The sequence below is a fragment of the Streptacidiphilus jeojiense genome, assembly GCF_000719095.1.
Taxonomy (GTDB): domain Bacteria; phylum Actinomycetota; class Actinomycetes; order Streptomycetales; family Streptomycetaceae; genus Streptacidiphilus; species Streptacidiphilus jeojiensis.
This window is the reverse complement of the sequence record NZ_JOEH01000024.1, coordinates 12,212-38,177: the sequence shown is the minus strand read 5'-3', so window position 1 is coordinate 38,177 and position 25,966 is coordinate 12,212. Positions and strand designations below refer to the sequence as shown.

Annotated in this window: 30 protein-coding genes and 1 tRNA gene; 16 read left to right on the top strand and 15 right to left on the bottom strand. The window is 72.1% G+C overall.

Annotation, left to right across the window (positions count from 1 at the left end; all coding sequences use genetic code 11):
* Positions 1-258 precede the first annotated feature (258 nt).
* The gene (locus tag IF29_RS0129185) at positions 259-1,269 is read left to right on the top strand and encodes a LacI family DNA-binding transcriptional regulator (protein WP_030261117.1); all 1,011 of its coding nucleotides are present in this window, start codon (positions 259-261) and stop codon (positions 1,267-1,269) included.
* A 40-nt stretch (positions 1,270-1,309) separates the two neighbouring features.
* On the opposite strand, the gene IF29_RS0129180 is transcribed toward IF29_RS0129185, so the two are convergent.
* The 4 genes from IF29_RS0129180 to IF29_RS0129165 form a co-directional block, all read right to left on the bottom strand.
* On the bottom strand, positions 1,310-2,077 hold the full coding sequence (locus tag IF29_RS0129180) for a polyamine aminopropyltransferase (protein ID WP_030261116.1): 768 nt from the start codon (positions 2,075-2,077) through the stop codon (positions 1,310-1,312).
* Between the two features lie 70 nt (positions 2,078-2,147).
* Positions 2,148-3,368 (bottom strand): acyltransferase family protein, encoded by a 1,221-nt coding sequence (locus IF29_RS0129175; protein ID WP_051726168.1) that lies wholly within the window; start codon positions 3,366-3,368, stop codon positions 2,148-2,150.
* Between the two features lie 95 nt (positions 3,369-3,463).
* On the bottom strand, positions 3,464-3,709 hold the full coding sequence (locus IF29_RS0129170; protein ID WP_030261114.1) for a hypothetical protein: 246 nt from the start codon (positions 3,707-3,709) through the stop codon (positions 3,464-3,466).
* A 106-nt stretch (positions 3,710-3,815) separates the two neighbouring features.
* Positions 3,816-4,748, bottom strand: coding sequence for an NAD-dependent epimerase/dehydratase family protein (locus tag IF29_RS0129165; protein WP_030261112.1), 933 nt, complete (start codon positions 4,746-4,748; stop codon positions 3,816-3,818).
* A gap of 146 nt (positions 4,749-4,894) precedes the next feature.
* On the opposite strand from IF29_RS0129165, the gene IF29_RS0129160 reads away from it, so the two are divergent.
* Complete coding sequence (locus IF29_RS0129160; protein WP_063757639.1) at positions 4,895-5,902, top strand: GlxA family transcriptional regulator; 1,008 nt, start codon at positions 4,895-4,897, stop codon at positions 5,900-5,902.
* Here IF29_RS0129160 and IF29_RS0129155 read toward each other — a convergent pair.
* A complete protein-coding gene (locus IF29_RS0129155; protein ID WP_030261104.1) occupies positions 5,874-6,494 on the bottom strand; it encodes a GNAT family N-acetyltransferase in 621 nt (206 codons plus the stop codon). The two genes, IF29_RS0129160 and IF29_RS0129155, sit on opposite strands and share 29 nt — an antisense overlap.
* 328 nt (positions 6,495-6,822) lie before the next feature.
* On the opposite strand from IF29_RS0129155, the gene rho reads away from it, so the two are divergent.
* Positions 6,823-7,992, top strand: a complete 1,170-nt coding sequence (gene rho, locus IF29_RS0129150; protein WP_030261102.1) for a transcription termination factor Rho — start codon at positions 6,823-6,825, stop codon at positions 7,990-7,992.
* Positions 7,993-8,086: 94 nt separating this feature from the next.
* Complete coding sequence (locus tag IF29_RS0129145) at positions 8,087-8,749, top strand: DUF1707 SHOCT-like domain-containing protein (RefSeq protein ID WP_051726167.1); 663 nt, start codon at positions 8,087-8,089, stop codon at positions 8,747-8,749.
* 13 nt (positions 8,750-8,762) lie between these two features.
* On the opposite strand, the gene IF29_RS0129140 is transcribed toward IF29_RS0129145, so the two are convergent.
* The gene (locus tag IF29_RS0129140; protein WP_030261098.1) at positions 8,763-9,665 is read right to left on the bottom strand and encodes a LysR family transcriptional regulator; all 903 of its coding nucleotides are present in this window, start codon (positions 9,663-9,665) and stop codon (positions 8,763-8,765) included.
* A gap of 94 nt (positions 9,666-9,759) precedes the next feature.
* Here IF29_RS0129140 and IF29_RS0129135 point away from each other — a divergent pair, with 94 nt between their 5' ends.
* The 3 genes from IF29_RS0129135 (at position 9,760) to IF29_RS0129125 (ending at position 13,796) form a co-directional block, all read left to right on the top strand.
* Positions 9,760-11,169, top strand: a complete 1,410-nt coding sequence (locus IF29_RS0129135) for an MFS transporter (protein WP_037597081.1) — start codon at positions 9,760-9,762, stop codon at positions 11,167-11,169.
* On the top strand, positions 11,166-11,912 hold the full coding sequence (locus IF29_RS0129130) for a tyrosine-protein phosphatase (protein ID WP_030261093.1): 747 nt from the start codon (positions 11,166-11,168) through the stop codon (positions 11,910-11,912). The genes IF29_RS0129135 and IF29_RS0129130 overlap by 4 nt, the downstream gene beginning before the upstream one ends.
* 102 nt (positions 11,913-12,014) lie before the next feature.
* The gene (locus tag IF29_RS0129125; protein ID WP_051726166.1) at positions 12,015-13,796 is read left to right on the top strand and encodes a carbohydrate binding domain-containing protein; all 1,782 of its coding nucleotides are present in this window, start codon (positions 12,015-12,017) and stop codon (positions 13,794-13,796) included.
* Positions 13,797-13,816: 20 nt separating this feature from the next.
* On the opposite strand, the gene IF29_RS0129120 is transcribed toward IF29_RS0129125, so the two are convergent.
* Together IF29_RS0129120 and IF29_RS43950 are read right to left on the bottom strand one after the other, a co-directional pair.
* Entirely contained in the window at positions 13,817-14,395 is a 579-nt protein-coding gene (locus tag IF29_RS0129120; RefSeq protein ID WP_030261089.1) for a hypothetical protein, read from the bottom strand.
* Between the two features lie 33 nt (positions 14,396-14,428).
* Positions 14,429-14,848, bottom strand: a complete 420-nt coding sequence (locus tag IF29_RS43950; RefSeq protein WP_051726165.1) for a hypothetical protein — start codon at positions 14,846-14,848, stop codon at positions 14,429-14,431.
* Positions 14,849-15,294: 446 nt separating this feature from the next.
* Between IF29_RS43950 and IF29_RS0129110 the strand changes: the two genes are divergently transcribed.
* Both IF29_RS0129110 and IF29_RS0129105 read left to right on the top strand, forming a co-directional pair.
* Positions 15,295-15,534 carry a chaplin gene (locus tag IF29_RS0129110; RefSeq protein WP_030261084.1) on the top strand — a complete coding sequence of 80 codons (240 nt, stop codon included), beginning with the start codon at positions 15,295-15,297 and terminating at the stop codon, positions 15,532-15,534.
* Between the two features lie 274 nt (positions 15,535-15,808).
* Positions 15,809-16,135: a chaplin gene (locus IF29_RS0129105; RefSeq protein ID WP_051726164.1), complete on the top strand. Its 327-nt coding sequence runs from the start codon at positions 15,809-15,811 to the stop codon at positions 16,133-16,135.
* A gap of 55 nt (positions 16,136-16,190) precedes the next feature.
* Here the strand turns inward: IF29_RS0129105 and IF29_RS0129100 are convergent.
* Positions 16,191-16,261 (bottom strand) — tRNA-Cys (locus IF29_RS0129100).
* A gap of 111 nt (positions 16,262-16,372) precedes the next feature.
* Between IF29_RS0129100 and IF29_RS0129095 the strand changes: the two genes are divergently transcribed.
* Positions 16,373-16,639: a hypothetical protein gene (locus IF29_RS0129095; RefSeq protein ID WP_030261079.1), complete on the top strand. Its 267-nt coding sequence runs from the start codon at positions 16,373-16,375 to the stop codon at positions 16,637-16,639.
* Positions 16,640-16,712: 73 nt separating this feature from the next.
* Here IF29_RS0129095 and IF29_RS0129090 read toward each other — a convergent pair whose 3' ends face one another.
* On the bottom strand, positions 16,713-16,955 hold the full coding sequence (locus tag IF29_RS0129090) for a chaplin (protein ID WP_030261077.1): 243 nt from the start codon (positions 16,953-16,955) through the stop codon (positions 16,713-16,715).
* A 256-nt stretch (positions 16,956-17,211) separates the two neighbouring features.
* On the opposite strand from IF29_RS0129090, the gene IF29_RS0129085 reads away from it, so the two are divergent.
* The 3 genes from IF29_RS0129085 to IF29_RS0129075 all read left to right on the top strand — a co-directional run bounded on the left by IF29_RS0129085 (position 17,212) and on the right by IF29_RS0129075 (position 18,227).
* Positions 17,212-17,451: a chaplin gene (locus tag IF29_RS0129085; RefSeq protein WP_030261075.1), complete on the top strand. Its 240-nt coding sequence runs from the start codon at positions 17,212-17,214 to the stop codon at positions 17,449-17,451.
* Positions 17,452-17,489: 38 nt separating this feature from the next.
* The gene (locus IF29_RS0129080) at positions 17,490-17,741 is read left to right on the top strand and encodes a chaplin (RefSeq protein ID WP_030261074.1); all 252 of its coding nucleotides are present in this window, start codon (positions 17,490-17,492) and stop codon (positions 17,739-17,741) included.
* A 105-nt stretch (positions 17,742-17,846) separates the two neighbouring features.
* A complete protein-coding gene (locus IF29_RS0129075; protein ID WP_051726163.1) occupies positions 17,847-18,227 on the top strand; it encodes a hypothetical protein in 381 nt (126 codons plus the stop codon).
* 96 nt (positions 18,228-18,323) lie between these two features.
* On the opposite strand, the gene IF29_RS0129070 is transcribed toward IF29_RS0129075, so the two are convergent.
* Positions 18,324-19,001: a hypothetical protein gene (locus IF29_RS0129070; RefSeq protein WP_157623977.1), complete on the bottom strand. Its 678-nt coding sequence runs from the start codon at positions 18,999-19,001 to the stop codon at positions 18,324-18,326.
* A gap of 370 nt (positions 19,002-19,371) precedes the next feature.
* Here IF29_RS0129070 and IF29_RS0129065 point away from each other — a divergent pair, with 370 nt between their 5' ends.
* From IF29_RS0129065 to IF29_RS0129055, 3 genes are read left to right on the top strand one after another with little or no spacing between them, the layout of a single operon-like run.
* A complete protein-coding gene (locus IF29_RS0129065) occupies positions 19,372-19,710 on the top strand; it encodes a hypothetical protein (protein ID WP_051726162.1) in 339 nt (112 codons plus the stop codon).
* A 38-nt stretch (positions 19,711-19,748) separates the two neighbouring features.
* Positions 19,749-20,087 carry a hypothetical protein gene (locus tag IF29_RS0129060; RefSeq protein WP_030261064.1) on the top strand — a complete coding sequence of 113 codons (339 nt, stop codon included), beginning with the start codon at positions 19,749-19,751 and terminating at the stop codon, positions 20,085-20,087.
* 43 nt (positions 20,088-20,130) lie between these two features.
* The gene (locus IF29_RS0129055) at positions 20,131-20,469 is read left to right on the top strand and encodes a hypothetical protein (protein ID WP_030261062.1); all 339 of its coding nucleotides are present in this window, start codon (positions 20,131-20,133) and stop codon (positions 20,467-20,469) included.
* A gap of 125 nt (positions 20,470-20,594) precedes the next feature.
* Here IF29_RS0129055 and hemB read toward each other — a convergent pair whose 3' ends face one another.
* From hemB to IF29_RS0129035, 4 genes are all read right to left on the bottom strand, one after another.
* Positions 20,595-21,578 (bottom strand): porphobilinogen synthase, encoded by a 984-nt coding sequence (hemB, locus tag IF29_RS0129050; protein ID WP_030261059.1) that lies wholly within the window; start codon positions 21,576-21,578, stop codon positions 20,595-20,597.
* 119 nt (positions 21,579-21,697) lie between these two features.
* The gene (locus IF29_RS0129045; RefSeq protein ID WP_030261057.1) at positions 21,698-23,371 is read right to left on the bottom strand and encodes a bifunctional uroporphyrinogen-III C-methyltransferase/uroporphyrinogen-III synthase; all 1,674 of its coding nucleotides are present in this window, start codon (positions 23,369-23,371) and stop codon (positions 21,698-21,700) included.
* Positions 23,368-24,408, bottom strand: coding sequence for a hydroxymethylbilane synthase (hemC, locus tag IF29_RS0129040; RefSeq protein WP_051726190.1), 1,041 nt, complete (start codon positions 24,406-24,408; stop codon positions 23,368-23,370). Before hemC ends, IF29_RS0129045 begins: the two co-directional genes overlap by 4 nt.
* A gap of 176 nt (positions 24,409-24,584) precedes the next feature.
* Positions 24,585-25,922 (bottom strand): glutamyl-tRNA reductase, encoded by a 1,338-nt coding sequence (locus IF29_RS0129035; protein ID WP_030261054.1) that lies wholly within the window; start codon positions 25,920-25,922, stop codon positions 24,585-24,587.
* Positions 25,923-25,966 lie beyond the last annotated feature (44 nt).

Genomic DNA, 25,966 nt, shown 5'->3' with positions numbered 1-25,966 from the left:
GGAACCGGGCCTCGGCCCGGGGCGCGGCGTACTTTCGGCGCCGACGGACGGGACTGTAACGCAAAACTTAGAGGACATCTAGACGAAACCTCATGTGAATGATCAGGCCCCGTCGGACCGGCTGGAGTGGGCATTTCGCCCTACTGAAGGCCGCTGGGCGCCATTGGGGGCCGTTCGGGGCCGTTCATTGACGCTGCCGGTTACTTATCGTTAAAGTTTCCCCAAGAGTGTTGCGGCAGCGATGGAGGGGTCAGCGGGGTGGCAGGGCGGGTAACGATCGCGCAGGTGGCCGAGGAGGCCGGGGTATCGGCGATGACGGTGTCCAATGTGATCAGCGGCAAGCCGGGTGCCTCTGACGAGACCCGGCGGCGCGTCCTGGAAGTCGCGGCCAAGCTCGGCTACCGGCCCAACCAGGCGGCCCGCAATCTCAAGACCGGCCGCAGCGGACTGGTCGGCCTGATCGCCCTGGACCTGACCAACCAGTACGGCCTGGAGATCCTGCGCGGCGTCGCCGACGAACTCGCGGGCGCTGAACAGGAGTTGCTGGTCAACGCCTCCTACCATGACGCAGGACGGGAGAAGGACCGGATCGAGTTCCTGGCCGGCGGCCTGGTGGACGGCCTGCTGCTGATCGCCCCCGTCCTGGAGGACGAGACGATCGAACTGCTGCGGCGGCGCAAGCTGCCCTGCGTGGTCATCGACCCTCGCCGACTGGACGTGCCACTGCCCCGGATCACCGTGGACAACTACCACGGCATGCGTCAGGGCACCCAGCACCTCATCGACCTGGGCCACACCCGCATCGCCTATCTGCGCGGCGGCGAGGACCTGGAGAGCACGTCCATCCGCTTCCGGGGCTTCCAGGACGCCATGCGGCTCGCCGGTCTCGAGGTCGCCGAGGAACTGGTCGCCACCTGCGACTTCACCTACGCCAGCGGCTTCCGCACGGCCAGCCGGCTGATCTCCGAGCACCGCCCCACCGCCCTGGTCGCCGGAGCGGACCTGCTGGCGCTCGGCGCCATAGACGCCGCACGCTCCTGCGGTCTCACCGTGCCGAACGACTTCTCCTTCGTCGGCTTCGACGACCTCCCGCAGGCCGCACAGAGCTTCCCCGGCCTCACCACCGTCCGCCAGCCGCTGCATGACATGGGCCAGAAGGCCGCCCTCGCCCTGCTGTCCCTGATCGAGGGACAGAAGCTGCTCATGGAGCACATGGAACTGGGCACCGAGCTCATCATCCGCAACTCCACCGCCGCGCCGCCCGCCTGACCGGCGGCGGGCTCGGGCTGGCGATCGCCTCCGCCCTGAGCTAGCCGGGTGCCCCGGAGAGGGCGGCCGTCCTCGCTAGGTAGACGGTGTTGGCGGCCTCGCGGCCCTGCAGCGGATTGTCGAAGGTGACGACCTCCGCCCTCGCCTCGGCGAACACCTGGCCCAGCGCCGCCAGGAACTCCTGCTCCGGCGGGTCGTTGGACCAGAGCGCGAACACCCCGCCGGGGTGGAGTCCCTCGGCGAGACGGCGCAGTCCCTCCGGCTGGTAGAGGTCGGCGTTGCCGGGGTGCAGCAGATGGCGCGGTGAGTGGTCGATGTCGACGACGATGGCGTGGAAGCGCCGGTCCGGAGCGTCCGGGTCGAGCCCCGACCGGCCCCGGACCATCGCGAAGAAGTCGCCCTGCACCAGCCGGCAGCGCGGGTCGGAACCGAGCCCGGAGGGGATCAGCTCCCGCCTGTGCCATTCGATCACCTCGGCGAGCGCGTCCACCACCACCAGCGAGCGCACCGCCGGGCTCTCCAGCACGGCCTGGGCGGTGCAGCCGAGCCCGAGGCCGCCGACGACCACGTCCAGGGCGGATTCCTGAGCGGAATCCAGGGCGGTGCCGTACGCCAGTTCGGCGAGCGCCAGCCGTCCGAGCTCCAGCTCGGCGACGGTGAACAGGCTCGACATCAGGTACTCGTCATTGAGCTTGATCTCGTAGACGTCCCGGCTCTCCCCGTCCACATCGGGGTAGCGGCGGCGACGGAGCACGAGCTCGCCCAGGTCCGTCCGGCGCCAGTCGAGCTCCTGGAAACGCACACCCACCGGTTCTCCCTCGATCGTCCTGGCCACAGCTTGGCACTGCGGCGGGCGTTCCGGGCACCACCGGCGCCGATCAGCGCTGCGCCGTGCCGGCCAGCTCCTGGTGCTCCTGCGGGGCGGTCTGCTGCTGCGGGACGGTCTCCGGGGCCGGGACGGCCTTCGCGGCCCGGGCGTGGGACCGGTACTCGTCGAGGGCGCTGGTGATGCCGCGCTTCAGCAGCCGGGCCACCGGGCGCTCCACCAGGCGGTGCACCAGCCAGGCGAAGACCAGCATGGTGACGGCGGTCAGGCCCACCAGGGGCCACGGAGGAATGCGGTGGTGCAGCAGCCGGATCATGGTCCAGCCGATGTTCTCGTGCACCAGGTAGAACGGGTAGGTGAGCGCTCCGGCCCAGGTCAGCCACTTCCACTGGATCCGTGAGAGCAGGCCCAGCGCCACCAGCGCCATCACCACGTAGCAGAGCACGACCAGGAGGGCGTCGGGCCAGACCGGGTAGTGGTGGTGCCCGAGCCACCAGTCGATGGAGCGCTGCCGCCCGACCGCGTAGTTGATCGAGACGATCAGGTTGAACCCGACGATCCCCCACAGCAGCAGGTTCTGGCGGAACCGGTACATCAGGTAATAGGCCAGCCCCGCGATGAAGAAGGACGAGGCCGAGGGCATCACGACCAGATTGAGCAGCGGCTCGTTGACGACCGGGCTGAGCAGCCCGGCGACCGTCCAGACCAGGCAGAAGGCGACGACCCGGTTGTAGGTCACGCCCTTCCAGACCACCAGGGCGAACAGCAGGTAGAACCGCAGCTCGAACCAGAGGGTCCAGTAGACCGCGTCCGAGTTGAGGTTGCCCAGGCCGGTCTGGAACATCGTCAGATTGGCGAGGACCGAGTAGTGGTCCAGCGGTTGGGCCACCATCGGCCAGACCGTGAGCACCGCCGTGGTCGCCAGGACCGCGAACCAGTAGGCCGGGTAGAGGCGGGTGACCCGGGAGGTGAAGAAGGCGCCGAGGCCCTTGCCCCAGCTGCTCATGCAGATGACGAAGCCGCTGATCAGGAAGAACAGGCAGACGCCGGTCCACAGGTAGGCGCCCAGCTGGGCCGCGTGCGGGAACACCTCGCGGATCGGCCGGCCCCAGGCGTTGTGGCTGCCGGTCGCACTGCCGCCGAAGCCGACGTAGTGGTGGAACATCACCGTCAGCGCGGCGAGGATGCGCAGACCGTCCAGGACGACCAGCCGGCTCGGCCTTCTCTGTCCCGGTATGCGTGGTTCTGCGGCGTCCCGCGCGGTTCGGATCATCGGCGGAGCTTATCCTCCGCACAGGTGGCCGAAAGACTCCGGACGGCCCACCCCCAGGGTGATCCGCCTCACAGCCCCTACTCAGGCGTCCTCGCTCAGGCGTCCTCCGAGTCGACCACCGCGAAGCCGACGCCCTTGCAGGTCCCGCAGGGCGCGCCGGCCGACACGCCGTCGCCGTGGCACTCACCGCACAGCCCGTCGTGCCACAGCGTTCCGTCGAGCGCCAGATGCGGCCCGGGGTAGTGCGTGTCCGGCAGCACGCACTCGGCCTGCGTGAGCGCGTGCCGCCGCAGGCACAGGTCCTGTCCGGGACGCCGCCATCCACTGTCCGCTTCAGCCATGTCGCCGCTCCTGCCACCCGCCGCTGGGTCCGTCTCTTCCCCAGCTTGGCAGGGGGGTCTGACAACGGGGGTCCGACCATGGCGCGAACGATCAGGTCAGGTCAGGTCAGGTGCGGTCCGACCCGTCGAGCCCGTCGGCCGTGGCGAGCAGGACCTGGTCCAGCGGCGTGGCGGTGAGGCCGAGGGCGCGCTCGGTCCCGGTCGAGTCCAGGATGTGCGGGTTCTCGGTGGCGTACAGCATCTCGACCAGCTCGCCGAGGATCGGGGAGTCCGCGGCGAGCCCGGCCAGGGCCTCCCGGTCCAGGCGCTCCAGGCGCGGCTCCGGTGCGCCGGTCAGCTCGGCGAACCGCCGCGTGAGCTCGCCGACCGGGATGTTGGCGGTGGCCGGGGCGTGCCAGGCCCGGCCCCAGGAGCGGTCGTCGCGGGCCGCCGCGACCAGCGTGCGGGCCACGTCCTGGACGTCCGACCAGCACTGCGGCACATCGAGGCGGCCCGGGTAGGTGGCGACCTCGCCGGCCAGCACCTGCCGGGCGATGCCCAGCGTGAAGGTGCTCACCGCGCCCCGGCCGAGGAAGGCCGCGGCCCGCACCTCGGTGGCCCGCACCCGCCCTGCCTCGGTCGCGGCCAGGGCGTCCAGCCACATCTGCGCGCGCGCCCGGCCCTTGGCCGAGACCGGCGCCATCGGCAGGTCCTCGGTGATCGGCCCGTCCACATGGCCGTAGCCGTAGAGGTTGCCGAGCATGACGTAGCCGACCCCGGTCCGTTCCACCGCCGCCAGCAGCGAGGCCGCGAACGGCGGCACCTCGGCGACCCAGCGGTCGTAGGCCGGGATGGCGCAGTTGATCAGCGTCTCGGCGCCGGTGGCCAGTTCGGCCAGCAGACCGCTGTCGCCGGCGTCCGCCGCCACCCGCTCGACCAGCGGGTGGTCGGCCCCGCCGCCGCGCCGGGAGACCTGGGTCACGGACACGCCCTCCTCGGCGAGCAGCAGTGCGGTGGCCCGGGCGGTGGCACCGGCTCCGACGACGACATGACGGGACATGAGAGCTCCAGACAAGGGTGGGCGCAGCGGGAATGGGCCCGGCTCCGAGGGGAGTTGCTGCTCGGAGCGGGCCGCGCTTCCAGCCTGCGGCCGCCGCCCGGTCGGCGACCACCGGCGAAAACGACCGAGAACCGGAGGATCCGGCCATGCACCGCGTCGCCGTCCTGGCCGTACCCCCGGCCACCACCTTCGACCTGTCCATCCCCGAACTGGTCTTCGGCTCGGCCCTGGTGAACGGTGCCCCCGCCTACGAGGTACGGGTCGGCGCCCCCGACCCCGGACTGGTCGAGGCCTACGGCGGCCTGCAGGTCTCGGTCCGGCACGGGCTGGAGGTGGTGGACGGCGCCGACACCGTGATCGTCACCGGCACCGGCGCCCGCAGCGAGGCCGACCCCCGGGTGCTGGCGGCCCTGCGCCGGGCCGCGGCCGCCGGCAGCCGGATCGCGTCCATCTGCACCGGGGCCTTCGTCCTCGCCCAGGCCGGGCTGCTCGACGGGCACCGGGCCACCACCTACTGGCCGTTCTCGGCCGAGCTGGCGCAGCGCTTCCCGGCCGTGGACGTGGTCGGCGACGTGCTCTTCGTCGACGACGGCGCGGTGCTCACCTCGGCCGGGCTCGCGGCCGGGATGGACCTGTGCCTGCACCTGGTGCGGTCCGACCACGGCGCGGCGGTGGCGGCCGCAGTGGCCCGGCTCGCGGTGGTCTCGCCGGCCCGGTACGGCGACCAGGCCCAGGTGGCCGCGGAGCCGCCGTCCGCAGCCGGCGCGTTCTCGCTCGCCGGGACCCGGGCCTGGGCGCTCGGCCGGCTCGACCAGCCGCTCGCGCTGGTCGACCTGGCCGCCCATGCCCACACCAGCGTCCGCACCCTCACCCGCAGGTTCCAGGCCGAGACCGGGCTGACGCCGCTCCAGTGGCTGCTGGACCAGCGCGTGGACCGGGCCCGGGAGCTGCTGGAACTCACCGACCTCCCGGTGGAACGGGTCGCCGAGCGCAGCGGCCTGGGCAGTGCGGACTCGCTGCGGCACCATCTGTCGCGCCGGGTCCGGCTCACCCCCACCGCCTACCGCCGCCGCTACTCCGGCCCGACGCCGGGGACGGGAACGGGAACGACGCCGGGGACGGGGCTCAGTGCGTCGAGTGCCCCAGGTAGCTGAGCGGTCCGGGGTCGGCGACCGGGATCTCGTGGAAGCCCAGGCGGTCGTAGAAGGCCCGGGCCGCGGTGTTGGCGGTGACCATGCCCAGGTGCACCGCGGGCACTCCGGCCGAGCGGAGCGCGCCGAAGAGCGCGTCCATCAGCTCGCGGCCGTGGCCCATCCGCTGGTGGCTCGGCAGCAGGTCGATGTGCAGGTGCGCCGGGTACCGCTCCAGCTCCGCCACCAGCATCCGCTCCGGACGGTGCATCAGACCCACCATCACCTCGGTCGGCGTCGACGGCTCCCGGTCCGGCTCCGGCTCCGGGTAGCGCTCCAGCAGGGTCGGCAGCCACTCGGTGCGGTAGCGCTTGACGAAGGTCGCGGTGTCGGCGGTGCCGACGACATAGCCGACGGCCCGCTCGCCGTCGTCCACGACGAAGGCCAACTCCGGCTCCAGGACCGCGTAGGGCGCGGCGAAGATGCTCGGCATCAGCTCCGGATCGGGGTAGATGTGCCGGGAGTCGCCGCCGTCGTGGGCGGTCCGCACGCAGATGTCGTACAGGGCGTCGCGGTCTTCCGGCCGGTACGGACGGACCGTTGCTCGCAGAGTCATAGCCCTGATGGTGGGCCACTGAGAGCGCTCTCACAAGTGCCTGGGACGCGGCGCTCCACCGGTGGCCCCTTCCCACGGCGGCCGAATGCTGTTACCGTGGTCTCAGTACGTGAGATCCGCCGTTCTGGGCGCCCGTACTTCTTCGCACCACCGACTGCCCTCTGACGCAGCCCGTCTTTCTGTGACCGGTTTCCAGACGCAGTCCCCGCTCCACCTTCACTCACTTGCACCGCAGGCCGCGCCGCCGTTCTTCCGGCGATGTCCAGCTGACACCTGCCGACACCTGCTGCCGCCTGCCTCGCCCTGTCCGCGAGAGGACACCCATATCATGACCACCATCCTTGAACCCCCGAAAGAAACCACCGAACCATCGGAAACACCCGTCACCACCCTCACCGCCGGGGTCTTCGACCTCGCCACCGGCCGCAACGCCACCGGCGGGGTGCTGCGCACCAGCGGCTACCTGCCGGGGCCGGACGACGTACGGATCACCGCACAGCAGATCCGCCGCTACGGCCTGCGCCGCGGCGACCTGGTCGAGACGGCCGCCGGGACCATCGTCCGCGTCAACGGCCGGGCGCCCGAACTGGCGCTCAAACGGCCGCACTTCGCGGACCTCACCCCGGTCCATCCGCATCAGCGGCTGCGGCTGGAGACCGGTCCGACCGGCCTCACCGCGCGGATGATCGACCTGCTGGCGCCCATCGGCAAGGGCCAGCGCGGGTTGATCGTCGCCCCGCCCAAGGCCGGCAAGACCGCCGTGCTGCAGGCCGTCGCCGACTCCGTGGCCCGCAACCACCCCGAGTGCCGGCTCATGGTGCTGCTGCTGGACGAGCGCCCCGAAGAGGTCACCGACATGCGCCGGTCCGTCCGCGGCGAGGTGCTGGCCTCCACCTTCGACCAGCCCGCCAAGGAGCACACGGCCCTGGCCGAGCTCGCCGTCGAACGGGCGAAGCGCCTGGTCGAGGCCGGCGAGGACGTCGTCCTGCTGCTCGACTCGATCACCCGGCTGTGCCGGGCCCACAACACCACCGCCACCGCCGGCAGCGGCCGCACCCTCAGCGGCGGCGTGGACGCGAGCGCCCTGCTGGCCCCCAAGAAGCTCTTCGGCGCGGCCCGCAGCATCGAGGGCGGCGGATCGCTGACCATCATCGCCACCGCCCTGGTGGAGACCGGCTCCCGAGCCGACGACTACTACTTCGAGGAGCTGAAGAGCACCGGCAACATGGAGCTCCGCCTCGACCGCACCCTCGCCTCGCACCGGGTCTTCCCCGCCATCAGCCCCGCCCCCAGCGGCACCCGTCGCGAGGAACTGCTCACCACCCCGGACGAGTTGGACGCGATGCGGCGGCTCCGCCGGGCCCTGCAGACCCAGGGACCGCAGCAGGCCGTCGAGCTGCTGCTGGAGCGGCTGCGGGACTCCTCCGGCAACGCCGAGTTCCTGACCCGGATCCGGAGCACCACCCCCGAGCCCGGCCGCGGCACCACCGCACGCTGATCCCGCGGGCCGTCGCCCGCGCCCAGGCCCGCTCCCAGGCCCACCCCCACGCGTGCTCTCGTCAGGCGGCGGGACAGCCGATAGGATACGCGATATGTCGCGAGATCCGATCACAGATGATCACCGCCCCGATGACCGCCACACCCTCCGCGCCTCGCACGAGGACCGCGACGAGATCGTCGAGCAGCTGCGGGTCGCCGCCGGTGACGGACGGCTGACCGCCGAGGAGCTGGACGAGCGGCTCGGGTCCGCCCTGGAGGCGCGCACCTACGGGGAGTTGGCCGTCCTGGTGCGGGACCTGCCGACCGGCACCGCGCCGCTGCCCGCGGCCCCCGTCCCGGTCCCGGACGCCAAGGACCTGATCCGGCTCCAGGCCCGGCACTCCAACCTGCAGCGGATGGGCCCCTGGATCGTGCCGCGCCGGCTGGAGGTCGAGGTCCGCAGCGGCAATCTGGTGCTGGACTTCACCCAGGCCGCGATCAGCTCACCCGTACTGGACGTGGAGATCTTCGTGCGCCACGGCAACGTCCGGCTGATCGTCCCGCCCGAGGTGGTGGTGCAGCTCGACAGCGTCGAACTGCACGGCGGCAACATGCAGCAGCGCACGGCCACCCCGGAACCCGGCACGCCGGTACGGCTGCTGGTGACCGTCTCCGGCCAGGTGCAGCACGGGAACGTGCTGGTGCAGAGCCCGCACGTGGGCTTCCGCGAGCGGCGCCGGCGCCGCCTGCTGCAGCGGAAGGCACTGGCCGAGTGACCGGTCCGCGAGATCAGGCCGACGGTAGCGCCGACGGTAGCGCCGACGCCGCGTAGAGCACCTCCCGCAGCCCGGGGACGGCCTCGCGGTCGCCACGCCACACCAGCCGCATCGACAGCGCCTGCACCGGCAGGTCCAGCCGGACCAGGCTGCCCGCCTCCAGCGCGGCCCGCACCGCGAACTCCGGTAGCAGCGCGATACCCAGGCCCTGCTCCGCGCAGGCCCGGGTCAGTGCGACTCCCCCGGCGCGCACCCGGTCCACGTCGGCCCCGAGCAGCCGCTCGCCGGCCATCCAGAACGAACAGGCCGGCGTGGTCACATAGAGCCGCTCGCCGGCCAGGTCGGACCTGGTCAGCCCGGCGACCCCGGCCAGCGGATGGGACGGTCCGGCGACCAGCGCCAGCGGCACCGGCTCCAGATCGACGAAGTCCAGCCGGACCGGCGGCAGCCGGAACCCCAGCTCACCCAGCGGACCCTCGGTGTCCAGCAGCAGTGCGGCCTCCAGCATTCCGGAGGCGACCTCGGACAGCAGCTGGTCCCGGGACGCGTCCGAGCGGATCTCCACCCGGAGTTCGGGGCAGCGGTCCGCGAGCCGGGCCAGCATGCCGGGCACATGGGTGGCCGCGATGGTCTCCAGCGCACCGATCCGCAGCGGCGCCCGAGCGGCGACCACGTCGGCACGGGCCAGCTCGGCCTGGTCCAGCAGCCGCCGCGACCAGACCAGCATCCGGTCTCCGGCCGGGGTGAGCGTCATCCCCCGGGGCGCCCGGTCGAACAGCGCCACCCCCAACGACCGTTCCAGCGACCGGATCTGCTCGGAGACGGACGAGGGCGCCAGCCCCAACGCCGCCGCCGCGTCGGTGACCGTACGGTGGTTGACCACCGCCTCGAAGGTACGCAGCTGCCGCAGTTCCATGGGCGGGCCAACCCGGCCGGGCGTTCGGATATTCCGAACGCAGCGTCAGGCGGAGCCGGTGGAGCGGCCCGGGCGCCGACGCGACATTGGCGGCATGACCTCCTCGCTCACCCCGGCCGTCCGGACGCCGGCGGCCGGCACGTCACCGCCGGGCCGCCGCCGGGCCCTGCTCGGCATCTCCACCGCGTACTTCATGGTGCTCATCGACACCACCGTGCTGTCCGTGGCCGAACCCGATCTGGCCCGCTCGCTGGGCAGTTCGACCGCCGGGCTGCAGTGGGCGTTCACCGGCTACACCGTGGTCCTCGCCGCCCTGCTGCTCTCCGGCGGCGCGATCAGCGACCGCTTCGGCGCGCACCGCGCCCTCCGGATCGGCGTCGCGGTGTTCGGCCTCGGCTCGCTGCTCAGCGCCTTCGCCCCGAACCTGTGGACGCTGGTGCTGCTGCGCGGGGTGCTCGGAGCCGCCGCCGCGGCAACCGTGCCGGCCACCCTCTCGATCATCACCAGGCTCTACCCGGTGCCCGCCGAGCGGGCCAGGGCCGTCTCCGTCTGGGCCGCGATCAGCGGCAGCGCGATGGCCTGCGGCCCGCTGCTCGGCGGGCTGCTGGTCGACCTGGACGGCTGGCGGGCGGTCTTCCTGATCAACGTCCCGCTGGCGGCGCTCACCCTGGTGCTCACCGCCGGCCCGCTGGTCCGCGGTCCGCGCGGGCGGACCCCGATCGACTGGCCGGCCCAGCTCGCGGCCTGCGCGACGCTGGGGCTGCTGACGGACGCCCTGATCGCGCTCGGCTCGGGATCGCCGCTGCACGCGGCCTGCTCCGGCGCCGGGGCCGTCGCCCTGGGAACGCTGCTGTTCCGGCTGGAGCGCCGCAGCGCCGCCCCGGTGGTGTCCGCCGCACTGCTCCGGGCGCCGGGGATACCCGGGCTGCTGCTGGCCGGCGCAGCGGTGACCTTCGCGATGACCGGCATGATCTTCGTCCTGCCGCTGCTGCTGCAACAGCAGTGGCGGCTCAGCCCGTTGACCACAGGTCTGGCCTTCCTCCCGATGTCCCTGCCGCCCTCGGTGAACCCGTTGCTCACCGGCAGGATCGTGGCCCGGATCGGCCCAGCCAAACCGGTGCTGGGCGGGCTCCTGCTGCTGGTCACCGGCAGCCTGGCCTTCGGCGCCGCCGTCCTGGCCGGGGCACCGTACGCCGGGCTGACGGTGGGTCTGCTCTGCTGCGGCTTCGGCGTCTCCTTCGCCCTGCCCGCCCTGGTCGCAGCGGTGGTGACGACCGCCCCGGAGGGCACCGCCGGGGCGGCCGGCGGGCTGCTCAGCTCGATCCGCCAGGTCGGGGCGACGATCGGAGTCGCCGCCATGGGCGCCTTCGTGACGGTGGGTCAGAGCGGGGCGCGGTCCTCGGCCCGGCCGCTGGCCTGGGCGGAGCTGATCCCGGCGGCGGCCTGCGCACTGTCGGCCCTGCTGGTGGCCCGCCACCGCAAGGTCACTAGCCTGGGCCGATGACGACGAGACATATCGCGTTCGACCGGCTGTACAACTTCCGCGACCTGGGCGGCTACGCCGCTGCGGACGGCCGTACGGTGCGCTGGGGACGGCTCTACCGCTCCGACTCGCTCGGCAAGCTCACCCCGGGCGGCGCCGACCACCGGCGCTTCCTCGCCCTCGGCGTGCGCACGGTGATCGACCTGCGCTACCCGTGGGAGATCGAGCGGGCCGGCCGGGTCCCCGAGCAGCCCGGCCTGGAGTACCACAACCTCAGCATCGAGCACCGCCCGTACGACCAGGCGGCGATCGACCCGGACGTCGACCCCTGGCGCCACCTCGCCGACCGCTACGCCGAGGTCGCCGAGGACGGGGTGAAGGAGATCCGCCAGGCCCTGGACCTGATCGCGGCCGCGGACCGGCCCGACGGCGGCCCGCTGGTGTTCCACTGCGCCTCCGGCAAGGACCGCACCGGCCTGATCGCCGCCCTGGTGCTCATCCTGCTCGGCGTCGGCGAGGACGACGTCCTCGCCGACTTCGCCCGCACCGAGCTGGCCACCGACCGGCTGCTCGCCGACTACCGCGCCGCCCACCCGGACCGCGACCGGATCTGGCCCGGCTACGGCCGCGCCCCGGCCGCGGTCATGCGCCACGTGCTGGACGACCTCGGCGCGGCCTACGGCTCCGTGTCCGGCTACGCGACGGAACGGCTGGGCGTGGAACCCGAGTTGGTGGACGCGCTGCGGGCCGGACTGCTGGAGTGACCAAATAACTGGAAAGAGTGTTGACAGTTTATTGGTCTAGTCCAAAGATGTCAGTGTCCAGCCAGAGGTCTCCACCAGTCACACCCCCACAGGAGAGCCCGCATGAGACGCACCACATCACCGTCCAGCCCGCTCCGCTCCCTGCTCACCGGCCTGGTCGCGGTCGCCGCCGCGGCGACCGGCGCCCTGGCCGGGGGAGCCGGCACCGCGCACGCGGCAACCGGGACCCCACTCCCGGCGCATGTGTTCGCGCCCTACTTCGAGGCGTACAACGGCGACAGCCTCACCTCGCTGTCCAGCCAGTCCGGCGCCAACTACCTCTCCATGGCCTTCATCCAGACCGCCAGCAAGGGCTCCTGCACCCCGGACTGGAACGGGGTCAGCAGCACGCCCATCGCCGCCGCCAACTTCGGCAGCGACATCAGCGCCATCCAGGCCAAGGGCGGCAATGTGATCCCCTCGTTCGGCGGCTACACCGCCGACGACACCGGGACCGAGATCGCCGACAGCTGCACCGACGTCAACGCCATCGCCGCGGCCTACGAGAGCGTCATCACCACCTACAACGTCACCCGGATCGACCTCGACACCGAGGACAACTCGCTCACCAACACCGCCGGGATCGACCGCCGCAACAAGGCGATCGCCCTGGTCGACGCCTGGGCCGCGAGCAACGGCCGGACCGTGCAGTTCTCCTACACGCTGCCGACCACCACCAGCGGCCTGGCCTCCAGCGGACTCGCCGTGCTCCAGAACGCGGTGCAGAACAACGCCCGCGTGGACGTCGCCAACATCATGACCTTCGACTACTACGACGGCGCCACCCACGAGATGGGCAACGACGCCGAGAGCGCCGCCACCGGGCTGTACAACCAGCTCGCCTCGCTCTACCCGGGCAAGACCTCGGCGCAGCTCTGGGGCATGATCGGGATCACCCTGATGCCCGGCATCGACGACTACGGAGCGGCCGAGACCACCACGGTCGCGGACGCCAAGGCGGTGGAGAGCTGGGCCGCCGGCAAGGGGCTGGCCAGCCTGTCCTTCTGGGCGCTGCAGCGGGACAACGGCGGCTGCGTCGGCACCGGCGGCTCCGACTCCTGCTCCGGGATCTCCCAGGGCACCTGGGACTTCAGCCATGCGCTGGAGCCCTTCACCAGCGGCGGCAGCACCGTCCCGACCAATGACTTCTCGGTCGGCGTCGCCCCCGGCTCCGGCACGGTCGCCGAAGGGGCCTCCACCACGGCGACGGTGAGCACCGCCGTCACCTCCGGCAGCGCGCAGTCGGTCAGCCTCAGCACCAGCGGGGCACCGAGCGGGGTCACCGCCAGCGTCAGCCCGACCTCGGTCACCGCCGGCGGCTCGGCCACGCTCACCCTGACCGCCTCGGCGACCGCGCCAGCCGGCACCTACCCGATCACGGTCACCGGCAGCGCGGCCTCCGGCAGCCACACCGCGACCTACTCGCTCACGGTCACCGGCACCGGCGGGGGCGGCGGGGGCTCCGGCTCCCTGGTGAACGGGAACTTCGAGACCGGCAGCCTCAGCCCGTGGACCTGCCAGGCCGGCGGCGCCGTGGTCGGCTCCCCGGTCCACGCAGGCAGCCACGCGCTGCAGGTCGTGCCGACCTCCTCGCAGACCGGCCAGTGCGGCCAGACGCTGACCCTCGCCGCCAACCACAGCTACACGCTGAGCGGTTGGGTCCAGGGCAGCTACGCCTACCTGGGCGTCAGCGGCGGCGCCACCGCCAGCACCTGGGCCAGCGGCACCGGCTGGACCAAGCTGACGGTGCCGTTCACCACCGGCGCCAGCGGCACCGTCACCGTGTACGTCCACGGCTGGTACGCCCAGGGCAACGTCTACGCGGACGACCTGTCGGTCAGCTGACAGCAGTCAGCCCGTAGCGGTCAGCGCGTAGCGGTCCGCACCGGAACGTCGAGGTTCACCGTGCCGGCGATGCCGAACATCAGCATCACCGGCACGGTGCCCCCGGCCTTCTGCTCCGCCGCCCTGACCGCCGGCACGGCGCTCGACGGCAGCACGATCGAGGGGTCCTTCACATCGGTGGGGGCCCCGAAGGCGGTGCTGCTCCCGGAGTCAAGCCGGATCCCGGCCGTGGACAGCAGCCCCTCGGCGGCGGGCCCCCCGTTCAGCTGCGCCTGGCCGCCCTCCACGGTCACCAGCCCGAGGTGCTCGGTGACCGGCCCCTTGTTGGCCACGGTGAACTGCAGGCTCGCCTTCCCCGACGCCGGGTCCAGCCGGACCGTGGCCCCGGTCAGCGCCAGGTCCACGTTGCGCGCCTCGACGCTGTACGACACCCCGTCCGGACCGCTGCTCAGGGTGGTCTGCGCCGACCCCGGCGCCGCCCGCTGGACCCCGTCCGACCCGTCGGCCGAGCAGCCGGCCAGCAGGCCCGCCGACAGCACGGCGGCCAGCGCGCCGGCGGCGGGCAGAAGGCTGCGGGGGGATCTCCGTGGGTATCGCATCCCGCCAGTATGGTCCCCCGTACCGGACCGCCCTCAGCGGGCCCCGGCGGGCGCGGGGGCGACCAGACCGTGCTCCTCGGCGGCGTTCCACTGGCTCTTGCCGGTCGGGAACCAGCGGCCCCCGCTCTCCCGGACCATTCCGTACTTCAGCAGGCCGTTGACGTGCCTGCCGATGGTCTGCGGCTGGTAGCCGACGGTCGCGCTGATCTCCTCGACGGTGGCACCGCCGCGGTCCGACTCCAGCAGATGCCGCCAGGTGCGGGCCGCCGGCAGCCCGAGGCCGCCGTCCCGGACGGCGGTCTGGAACAGCGGTCCGACGCCTTCCTCCACGACGGGCACCGTCGCCGCCGCGCTGTCGGCCCGCTGCACCCGCACCGGGCCGGAGGCGGCACCGACCGGACGCGGCCTGCGGTTGACCGTGCGGTGCCTGCGCCCCTTCTGGGATTTGCTCATGGTTCTTCCCTGCTCCTGAATTGCTCGGCTGCATTCCGATAATCGGCCGGGCGCGGACCGGGCGGCGTCACCAGCCGACCGGTCCGCGCGGGACGAGGCTCCGGGCATTCCGGTGCCGAACAGCCTTCCTGCCCAGGGCCGGAACTGCCGTACCGGTAGCGAGGAGGAATCGCCGCCGATAGCACAGTCCCAGCGCCATGGAGCACCCACCGTCACCTGTTGTGTTCAACGACCCTGGAAAGAACAGGAAACGGTTGGTGCCGGAACAGGCCATCCGACGCGGCCCGCTTCGGTCATCCGGCCCTGAAAATGGCACGCGTTCGGGTGAAGGGCCGATCTGACCGTTGCGGTCCGGCGGGCTGAGGCGTTGGACCGACTGACGTTCTCTCAAGGACTTCGTGTCAGCCACGCTCATTTCGAGCATTTACCAGAAAGGACTCACGTCCATGAACACCAAGCGCAGCATGTTCGTCGCCGCCGCCGCAGTCAGCATGATCGCCGCTGGTGCCGGTGCCGCCTCGGCCAGCAGCACCGCCGCCGGCGCTGCGACCAACTCCCCCGGCGTGCTCTCGGGCAACAACATCGCCGTGCCGGTGCACGTGCCGGTGAACGTCTGCGGCGACACCGTCGACGTGATCGGCGCGCTGAACCCGGCCTTCGGCAACACCTGCCACAACATCGGCTGATCTGAGCATCGGTCGAACCTGCCGCAGCGCCGGGTGATCTGAGGTCCCTGCCCTCACGGATCCCACCCGGCCGGGCGCGGGCGAGAGACGGGCCCTCCCGGGTGGAGAGCCCGTCTCTCGCCGTTCCCGCGCCATTGGCCCAGACGTGTGAATGCGCCGTGTCGCACCCGCCGGTCGAGCGGACCGCGCCGAAGTATCACCTGTAGGAGAACATCCGGGGTGGGCGCTGAAGAGAATCCACCACGGATGTTCCGTCACTCTGAAGGAGATCCGCATGGGCTCGATTCGCAAGGCCGCACTGCTCGTCGGCGCCACCGGCGCCCTGCTGTTCGGAGCCACCGGTGTGGCCAGTGCCGACAGCAACGCCTACGGTGCCGCCTACAACTCCCCGGGCGTCCTGTCCGGCAATGTCGTCCAGATTCCGGTCGATATTCCGATCAACGTCTGCGGCAACTCGATCAATGTCATCGGCCTGCTCAACCCGGCGTTCGGGAACAGCTGCAGCAACGGCGGCGACGAGGGCAGCACGGCGAACGAGTGGCACGCCACCCACTGGGGCCACCCCGTCATCTGGAAGCACGAGAAGGACGACTGCAACTAGCGGTCCCCGAACGGGCCCGCCGCGTTCTCGCGGCGGGCCCGTTCCTCGTCCACGGAGGTGGAGACAGGATTCGAACCTGTCTGTACGGCGTTGCGTGCCGCAGCCTAACCTCTCGGCCACTCCACCGGAATTCGCTGACACTCTATCGCCCCGGGCCGCTCACGGGCGGCAGCGAATCACCGTTGATTTCGGCGCAATTCCCGGTGACCGGCGGGGTCTTCGTGCGTTAAGCAGAGCATGACCAAGAACAGAATTCTCCTCATCACCGCCGCTGCCGCGTCGATCGTGGCGGCCGCGGCCCCCGCCGCCCAGGCCATGGAGTCGTCCGCGCCGGCCGCAGTGACCGGACTCGCCGGAAAGGCCGCCGGAGCCGCCGTACTGAGGGCCATGCCGCTCGCCTTCGGCGCCGTCGGGCAAGGGCTCGGGCAGAAGATCGACGATGTCCAGGGAACGGTGAACGCCGGCAAGACCGCGGTCGCGGACGTCAACGACCTCGTGGGCTGACCACCAGGACCACCAGGAAGCGGCCGTCCACTCCGGGAGTGGACGGCCGCCCGTGCAAAGAGCTGTGCCGGCGTCAGCCCGCGTTGGTCGCCCCGTTGCCGAAGGCCGGGTTCAGCAGGCCGATCACATTGGCGCTGATGCCCGAGACGTTGACCGGGACGTGGACCGGAACCTGAACGTTGTTGCCGGAGCCGACACCCGGAGAGCAGTCAGCGTCACCGGCCGAGTGCGAGCTGGCGAAAGCGGCACCGGCGCCACCCGTGATGACACCGGCGGCAGCGACGGTGACCAGGGCACCCTTGACAGCATTCTTCATTACTACTCCATTTATCAGTCTGCATCGGCCGGGCCGTACAGAACACGGAACACACGGCGGAACGGCCGGGCGCGCACAACAGTTTCGGCGCGGTCGCGGAATTCACCCGGAAGAAGCAGTCGCCGCCGCGCCGCCACCCGAAGGGCCCTTTCCGCTACAAGAGTGGTTGTCCCGCACTACGCGCATCCACAGGGCTTCCGGACTCGTTCGCCCGTTGTCCGATCCGCAGAGGACGGCAGAACACAAAGGATTCTCGATGCGCAACGTGATGAAGACCGTGGCCCTCTCCGCCGCCGCCGTCGGTCTGGCCCTGTCCGGCGCCGGTGTTGCGGCCGCCGACGCCGGAGCCATGGGAACGGCCTCCAACTCCCCCGGCTTCCTGTCCGGCAACCTGATCCAGGTTCCGGTGCACGTCCCGGTCAACGTCTGCGGCGTCAGCGCCAACCTGATCGGCCTGCTGAACCCGGCGTTCGGCAACACCTGCGTCAACAGCTGACCCGCTTCCGGCTTCCACCTCACTTCAGGAAGAAGAACATGCAGAACATCAAGAAGGCCGCCGTGCTCACGGTCGCCGCTTTCGGCACCGTTCTCGCCGGCGCCTCCGCCGCCTCCGCCGACGCCACCGCCACCGGTGTCGCCAGCCACTCCCCGGGCGTGCTGTCCGGCAACCTGGTCCAGGTCCCGGTGCACATCCCGGTCAACGTCTGCGGCGACACCGTCAACGTGATCGGCCTGCTGAACCCGGCGTTCGGCAACACCTGCGTCAACGCGCCCGACAACTGCTGAGACCTTCTCCCGGCAGCTGACCGTGCCCCCTCGAGCGGAACGCCTCGGGGGGGCACCGCTGCCTGCGCCGCACGGAACCGGACCCACGGAATCGGAGCCTTTCCCATGGCAGTAGCACGGATCCTCGCCCTGGCGACCGGGACCACCCTGGTCCTCGGCGCCATGGCGGTCCAGCCCACGATCTGCTCGGCGGCCGACAGGGGCACCACCGCCCCCACGATGGCCCTCCAGGAACCCCAGGTCGTCCCCGCGCTGGGCGGCCTCACCGGGGCCACCGGCCACGCCGTCACCCCGGTCAAGGACCTGCGCCTGGACCCGATGGCGGCGTCCTCGGCCGACCCGCTGTCCAACGCGGTCGCGCTGGAGCCGGACGGCCCCAAGGACCAGCCGGTCTCCACCACCCTGCTCACCCAGCCGCTCAGCCAGGGCGGCGGCCTCGGCTCGCTGCCCGTGGTGGGAACGGCCGCACACCTGCTCCCGGGCTGACCGGGACGGACGCGCGGACGAACGCGCCGGACCAACGCGAGGGGCCCGAGATCCCTGGGCGGGATCTCGGGCCCCTGTTCGCTGCCGCGCGCCGACTCAGTCGGAGAGTTCCTGCGCGGTCGCCTTCGCGGTGCTGAGGAAGTCGGCGACGGTGCGGTCCAGCGGGCGGTGGGTGGACCGCTGGTCCAGGGTGAGGAATGCCGCCGGGTCGCTCGCCAGCTGAGGGCTGGTCAACTGCGGCTGCAGCCTGGTCAGGTCGATCTGCTCCTGCTCGGGAGCGCCGGCCGGCACCGTCCCGGGCCGCGGCACGTTGCCGGACCAGGTCAGCGGTGCGCCCAGCGAGGCCGCCGAACCGACCGCCTTGACCGGTGCCTTGGGCAGCGACAGATCGATGCCGTTCGGCTTGACGGATCCGTTGCCGGCCGCGGCCGGCGCGGTCAGGTGCAGGTCCGGGCTCTCGTCGGCGGCCTGCAGCGCGGGCACCAGCGGCTGCGGCAGCAGCGAGTGCTCGTCCCGCGGGGTGCCCTGGGCCGGGCCCTGGAGCGGCAGGCCGGGCAGCGAGCCCTGGACCGCGGTGGTCGACGCGGCACCCGTCAGCGGGGTCAGACCCGACCCGAGCGGAACATCGAAGGGGACCCGGGTTCCCGCTGCCGCCGCCTCCGCCGCCCCGGCCTGATCCGGCGTCATGGAGGCTGCCGTGGCGACCTGTGCGCCTCCGGCCACCCCGGCACACGCCAGCAGGGCGACCACCGACACGCGTGGGCTGAATTTCATTCTTTTCTCGCTTCCTTTACTCCCGGACCGTTCCGCACCCTGACCCAACGAGCGAGGAAACAAGACACTGCCGGGTGTCACCTGTATGCCGCAGCGAAACCTCCGCGGAATGAGCGGAACGGGTGAATCCGGCAATCGGTCGACGGAGAAGGTAACCACTCGGCGACAGGGTCGTTACCCCTGGTGAGCCCGTGCTCAGCGGGGCATGCGCAGTGTCGGCCAGTGCCGGTTCAGCGGTCCGAACCCCGGCTCCGGGTTGGATTTCGCTCTTGTTCCTCGCGCACCATCCATGCGACTGAATCACGTTCGCATCAGGTTGACCGCGCTCGCTCCTGTTCGTACTCAGACTCACCGACCGAAGGAATCGCTCATGCTGAAGAAGGCCCTCGCCGCCGCGGGTATCGCCGCCGCCGCCATCGCCGCGACCGCCGGCCCCGCCTCCGCCATCGGCGACGCCGACGGCACCGCCACCGCCATGCAGGGCGCCGGCGGCACCAACGTCACCGGCACCTGGGGCGACCACAGCCCCAACTTCCACTTCCTGGACAACCCGAACATCTGCCTGCCCGAGGTCCACCACGTCCAGGTCGGCCTTATCCCGGTCCAGGTCGACGTCCCGGTCGCCAACCAGCAGTCGCACCAGACCTGCAACGTCGGCCAGGGCACCCAGAGCGTCGGCGACGGTCCCGCGTCGCACCTCATCGGCTGACCGACCTTCAGGCACCACTCTTCGACAGGAGAACCACCATGCTCAAGAAGACCCTCGGCACCGCCGGCTTCGCCGTGGCCGCCCTGGCGATGGCCACCGGCTCCGCCGCCGCCATCGGTGACTCGGACGGCGCCGCCACCGCCATGCAGGGCCCCGGCGGCACCAACGTCACCGGCACCTGGGGCGACCACAGCCCCAACTTCCACTTCCTGGACAACCCGAACATCTGCCTGCCGGAGATCCACCACGTCCAGGTCGGCCTCATCCCGGTCCAGGCCGACGTGCCGGTCCTGAACCAGCAGGGCCACCAGACCTGCAACGTCGGCCAGGCGGCCCAGAGCGACGGCGACGCCCCGCTCTCCCACCTCATCGGCTGACCAGCCCCGCCCCCAACCCTCTCCCACCCGAAGGAGCAACACCGTGCTGAAGAAGACGCTCGCGACCGCAGGTCTCGTTCTCTCCGCAACCGCCATGGCGATGTCCCCGGCCGCGGCTCTGGGCAACAGCGACGGCTCCGCCACCGCCATGCAGGGCGCGGGCGGCACCGACGTCACCGGCACCTGGGGCAGCCACAGCCCGGCGTTCCACACCCTGGACAACCCGAACATCTGCCTGCCCGAGGTCCACCACGTCCAGGCCGGTCTCATCCCGGTCCAGGTCGACGTGCCGGTCCTGAACCAGCAGCAGCACCAGATCTGCAACGTCGGCCAGGCCACGCAGAGCGACGGCGACGCCCCGCTCTCGCACCTGATCGGCTGAGGCCGGCTTCCAGAAGCCAGGCGTAGGGGTCCGAGTCGGCCGGGGCAGGCGAATCCATCGCCGCCCCGGCCGACTGCTGTTCCCCGGCGCTGTTCCCGGGCGCCGGTCACCCGGCGCCGGTTCGCTCAGCCGCGCAGCATCCGGGCCGCCTCGACGGCCCAGTAGGTGAGCACCTGGTTGGCCCCGGCCCGGCGGATCGAGGTCAGCGTCTCCATGATCGCCCGCTCCCGGTCGATCCAGCCGTTGGCGGCCGCGGCCTCGACCATCGAGTACTCGCCGGAGACCTGGTAGGCAGCCACCGGCACCGGGCTGACCTCGGCGACCTGCCGCAGCACGTCCAGGTACGACATGGCCGGCTTGACCATCACCAGGTCGGCGCCCTCGGCCAGGTCCAGCTCCAGTTCGCGCAGCGACTCACGGGCATTGGCCGGGTCCTGCTGGTAGCTCTTGCGGTCCCCCTTCAGTGAGGACCCGACGGCCTCCCGGAACGGACCGTAGAAGGCCGAGGCGTACTTGGCGGTGTAGGCCAGCACGGACACGTCCTGGTGCCCCGCCCCGTCCAACGCCTCACGCACGACCGCGATCTGACCGTCCATCATCCCGGACGGGCCGACCATGTGGACGCCCGCGTCGGCCTGCACCACGGCCATCTCGGCGTAGCGCTCCAGCGTCGCGTCGTTGTCCACCGAACCGTCCGCGGCGAGCACCCCGCAGTGGCCGTGGTCGGTGTACTCGTCCAGGCACAGGTCGGACATGATCACGACCTGGTCGCCGACCTCGGCGACGACGTCCCTGATCGCCTGCTGCAGGATCCCGTCCGGGTTGGTGCCCTCGGACCCGACCGCGTCCTGCACCGCCGGCACACCGAACAGCATCAACCCGCCGACACCGGCCTCGGCCGCCTCCACGGCGGCCTTCCGCAGGGTGTCCCTGGTGTGCTGCACCACACCGGGCATCGCATTGATCGGCACCGGCGCGGTTACGCCCTCCCGGACGAACAACGGCAGGATCAGCTCCGCGGGGTGCAGCCGCGTCTCGGCGACCAGCCGCCGAACGGCGGGGGTCGTCCGCAGTCGCCGCGGCCTGACCACCGGAATCTGAACGCCCATCACACACTCCTAGAAGTAGCTGCAACCACCCAGGGGCGCGGGGAACTGCGCGCGCAACCGTGCACCTCGTAGAGGGCTGGTCGCGCAGTTCCCCGCGCCCCTGAAAAGCAAAAACAACGCTAGCGCGCCTTCCGGCGGGAGCCGGGTCGTCTTTCGGAGGGGCGGTAGACCTGTTCTCCCGCCTGCATCGCCGCGTCGCGGCGGGCCGCGCCGAAGTCCGCCAGGGCTTCGGCGAGTGCGGCGACCGACGGGGCCGGCGCCAGCACGTCCACCCGGAGCCCGTGCTCCTCCGCGGTCTTGGCCGTGGCCGGACCGATGCAGGCGATCACGGTCACGTTGTGCGGCTTGCCCGCGATGCCGACCAGGTTCCGCACCGTCGACGACGAGGTGAAGATCACCGCGTCGAACCCGCCGCCCTTGATCGCCTCCCGGGTCTCGGCCGGCGGCGGCGAGGCCCGCACCGTCCGATAGGCCGTCACGTCGTCGACCTCCCAGCCCAGTTCGACCAGTCCGGCGACCAGCGTCTCGGTGGCGATGTCGGCCCGCGGCAGCAGCACCCGGTCGATCGGGTCGAACACCGGGTCGTAGACCGGCCAGTCCTCCAGCAGTCCGGCCGCGGACTGCTCCCCGCTGGGCACCAGGTCCGGCTTGACGCCGAAGTCCACCAGGGCCTGCGAGGTGGTCTCGCCGACCGCGGCGACCTTGATCCCGGCGAAGGCGCGGGCGTCGAGCCCGTACTCCTCGAACTTCTCCCGGACCGCCTTGACCGCGTTCACCGAGGTGAAGGCGATCCACTCGTAACGTCCGGTCACCAGGCCCTTGATGGCCCGCTCCATCTGCTGCGGGGTGCGCGGCGGCTCGACCGCGATGGTCGGCACCTCCGACGGCACCGCGCCGTACGAGCGCAACTGCTCGGACAGCGCGCCGGCCTGGTCCTTGGTGCGCGGGACCAGCACGTTCCAGCCGAACAGCGGCTTGGTCTCGAACCAGGACAGCGTGGCCCGGCTGTTCACCTGCTCACCGACGACGGCTATGACGCTGCTGACCGGGTCCACCGGCGCCGAGACCGGCGAGGGCAGCACCCGGGCCGCCTTCAACTCGGCGGCCACCGTGGCCAGCGTGGCGATGTAGGTGCGCTGCCGGGTGGTGGTGCCCTCCAGGGTCACCGAGACCGGGGTGTCCGGCTTGCGGCCGGAGGCCACCAGTGCGGTGGCCGAGCCGGGCAGCGCGTTCAGCCGGGTGCGAACGACCAAGGTCGCGTCGCAGCCGCCGAGGTTGGACCAGTCGTAGGCCTCGGGCACGCAGTGCGAGGCGTCCACGAAGCGGACGTCCGCGCCGCCGCCGGCCGCGCCGCCGCGCAGCGGCACACCCGCGTAGGCCGGAACGCCCACCGACTGGGCCACTCCGGGCACCACCTGGAACGGGATGCCCGCCTGCGCGCAGGCCAGCATCTCCTCGGCGGCCCGGCCGTCCAGGCCGGGGTCGCCGTCCACGGTGCGCACCACGTGCCTGCCGGACAGCACCGCCGGGAAGAGCCGCGCCAGCGGGCCCCCCTCGGGGACGTCGAAGCCGTCCGCCGACGGGTGGGCGTCGTGCAGCTCCACCCCGTCCGGGCAGTGGCTCCGTACGGTCGCGGCCGTGAGCGGGTCGGTGACCAGGACGTCGGCCGCCGCCAGCACCTCGACGGCGCGCAGCGTCAGCAGGCCCGGGTCGCCGGGACCCGCGCCGAGGAAGGTGATCTGGCCGGCCGGGCGCCGACCCGCCTGGTCTGCTGCATTCGGAGTGGGGCTCACAGGGCTCGCTCCCCCATCAGGCCGGCCGCGCCCCCGGCGAGCATCCGTGCCGCCAGCTCGCGGCCCAGGGCCGCCGCTGTCTGCTCGGACGCCACCGCGGACCCGAAGGCGCCGGTAACGGACAACTGCACGACGGACGTACCGTCAACTGTGCCGACGAGCGCCCGGAGGAGCAGTTCGTCGGCGGATTCGGCTCCGGCCGCACCGGCGGTGCCACGCTGCACCTCGGCGAGGGCCCCGACCGGGGCGGAGCAGCCCGCTTCCAGCGCGGCCAGCAGCGCGCGCTCGGCCGCGACGGCGGCCCGGGTGGGCGCGTGGTCCAGTACGGCCAGTGCGGCGACCAGGTCGGGACGGTCGGCGCGGCACTCGATCGCCAGCGCCCCCTGTCCGGGCGCCGGCAGCATCAGCGTGCTGTCGAGGATCTGGGTGGCCTCGCCGAGCCGACCGAGCCGGTTCAGCCCGGCGGCGGCGAGGACGACGGCGTCGAGCTCCCCGGCGTGGACGTAGCCGATCCGGGTGTCGACATTGCCGCGGATCGGCACGGTCTCGATCCGCGCGCCGACCTCCGCCGCCCAGGCGTTGAGCTGGGCGGTCCGGCGCGGCGAGCCGGTGCCGATCCTGGCGGGGGCGTCGACGCACTTGGCGGCCAGCTCGTCCAGGCTGAGCCCGTCCCTGGCGACCAGCGCGTCCCTGGGGTCCTCGCGCAGCGGCACGGCGGCCAGCGCCAGGCCCTCCGGGGCGGCGGTGGGCAGGTCCTTCAGCGAGTGGACCGCGAAGTCGATGGTGCCGGCGAGCAGCGCGTCGCGCAGCGCCGAGACGAAGACGCCGGTGCCGCCGATCTGCGCCAGCAGCTCGCGGGAGGTGTCACCGTGGGTGGTGATCTCCACCAGCTCGACCCGGCGCCCGGTGGAGCGGGCGACCGCCTCGGCGACCATGCCCGACTGGGCCGTCGCCAGCGCGCTGCGGCGGGTGCCGAGGCGCAGCGGCGGACCGTCGGCCGCCGGGGCGGCGGTTGCGGTAGTGGGTTGGACAGTCATGGCATGGTCGTCCCGGTCGTGCTCGTTGCGGTTGTTTCCGGCGGTGGTGGCGACGGTGGTGGCGGCACCCCCGCCGAGGGGGCGCTCCGGGGTCACTGCTAGCGTGCTGGGCAGGTCTCCGGACGTACTCTTACCTGCGGCCGACGGGCGTGCGCCGCCCGGCTGCTGACGCTCCGTCATGCCGAGTCACCGCCCACGGCCGCCTGCAGCGGCACCCGGGCGGGTGCGCCCGCGACGGCCTGGACCGCGGCCGGGTCGAGGTCGAACAGCTCGCGCAGCGCCTCGGCGTAGGAGGCTCCGCCGGGTTCCCCGGCGAGCTGCTTGACCCGCACGGTCGGCGAGTGCAGCAGCTTGTCCACGACCCGCCGGACCGTCTGGGCGATCTCGGCCCGGGCCCGGCCGTCGAGTTCGGGCAGCCGGCCGTCCAGCCGCTCCAGCTCGGAGCCGACCACCTCGGAGGCCATCGCCCGGAGCGCCACCACGGTCGGGGTGATCGCCGCCGCGCGCTGGGCCGCGCCGAAGGCGTCGACCTCGGCGCCGACGATGCGGCGGACCGCGTCCACGTCCAGCGCGCCGGCCGCGGTGCTCTGCGCGGCCTCGGCCAGGGTCTCCAGGTCCACCAGGTGGACCCCGTCGATCCGGTGCGCCTCGGCGGAGACGTCCCGCGGCAGCGCCAGGTCCAGCAGCGCCAGTGGTGTCCGCGCCGACCTCTTCGCGGCGGCGGCCGCGATCTCCTCGGCTCCGAGGACGATTCCGGCCGCCCCGGTACAGGAGATCACCAGGTCCGCCTCGGCCATCGCGGCCGGTACGTCACCGAAGGCGACGGTACGGGCACCCAGTGTCGCGGCCAGCCGCTCGGCCCGTTCGGGCGTGCGATTGGCGATGACCAGTTCGGTGACACCGGCGCGGGCCAGCGTCGCCGCCGCCAGCGAGCTCATCGACCCGGCACCGACCACCAGCGCGCGCAGCCCCGCGACCGGTCCGGACACCTCGGCGATCCGCTCCAGGCCGAAGGTGACCAGGGACTGGCCGGCCTTGTCGATGTCGGTCTCGCTGTGTGCCCGCTTGCCCACCCGCAGTGCCTGCTGGAACAGCTCGTTGAGGCCGCGCCCGGCGGTGTGCTGGTCCTGCGCCAGCGACAGCGCGTCGCGCAGCTGGCCGAGGATCTGCCCCTCGCCGACCACCATCGAGTCCAGCCCGCACGCCACCGAGAACAGATGGTGCACGGCGCGGTCCTCGTAGTGGACGTAGAGGTGCGTGGTGAGCTCCTCCAGGTCGACCCCGCTGTGCTCGGCCAGCAGCACGGACAGGTCGGCGACGCCGGCGTGGAACTTGTCCACGTCCGCGTACAGCTCGATCCGGTTGCAGGTGGCGACCAGCGCCGCCTCACCGACCGGCACGGCCGCGGCGGCGGCGTGCAGCAGCCGCTGCGGGGCGTCGCCGGTGAGCGAGGCCCGCTCCAGCAGCCCGACCGGCGCCGTGCGATGGCTGAGGCCCAGTACCAGCAGGCTCATACCACTGCCTCCCCTCGCGAATAGGCACAGCTTGCACCGGCACG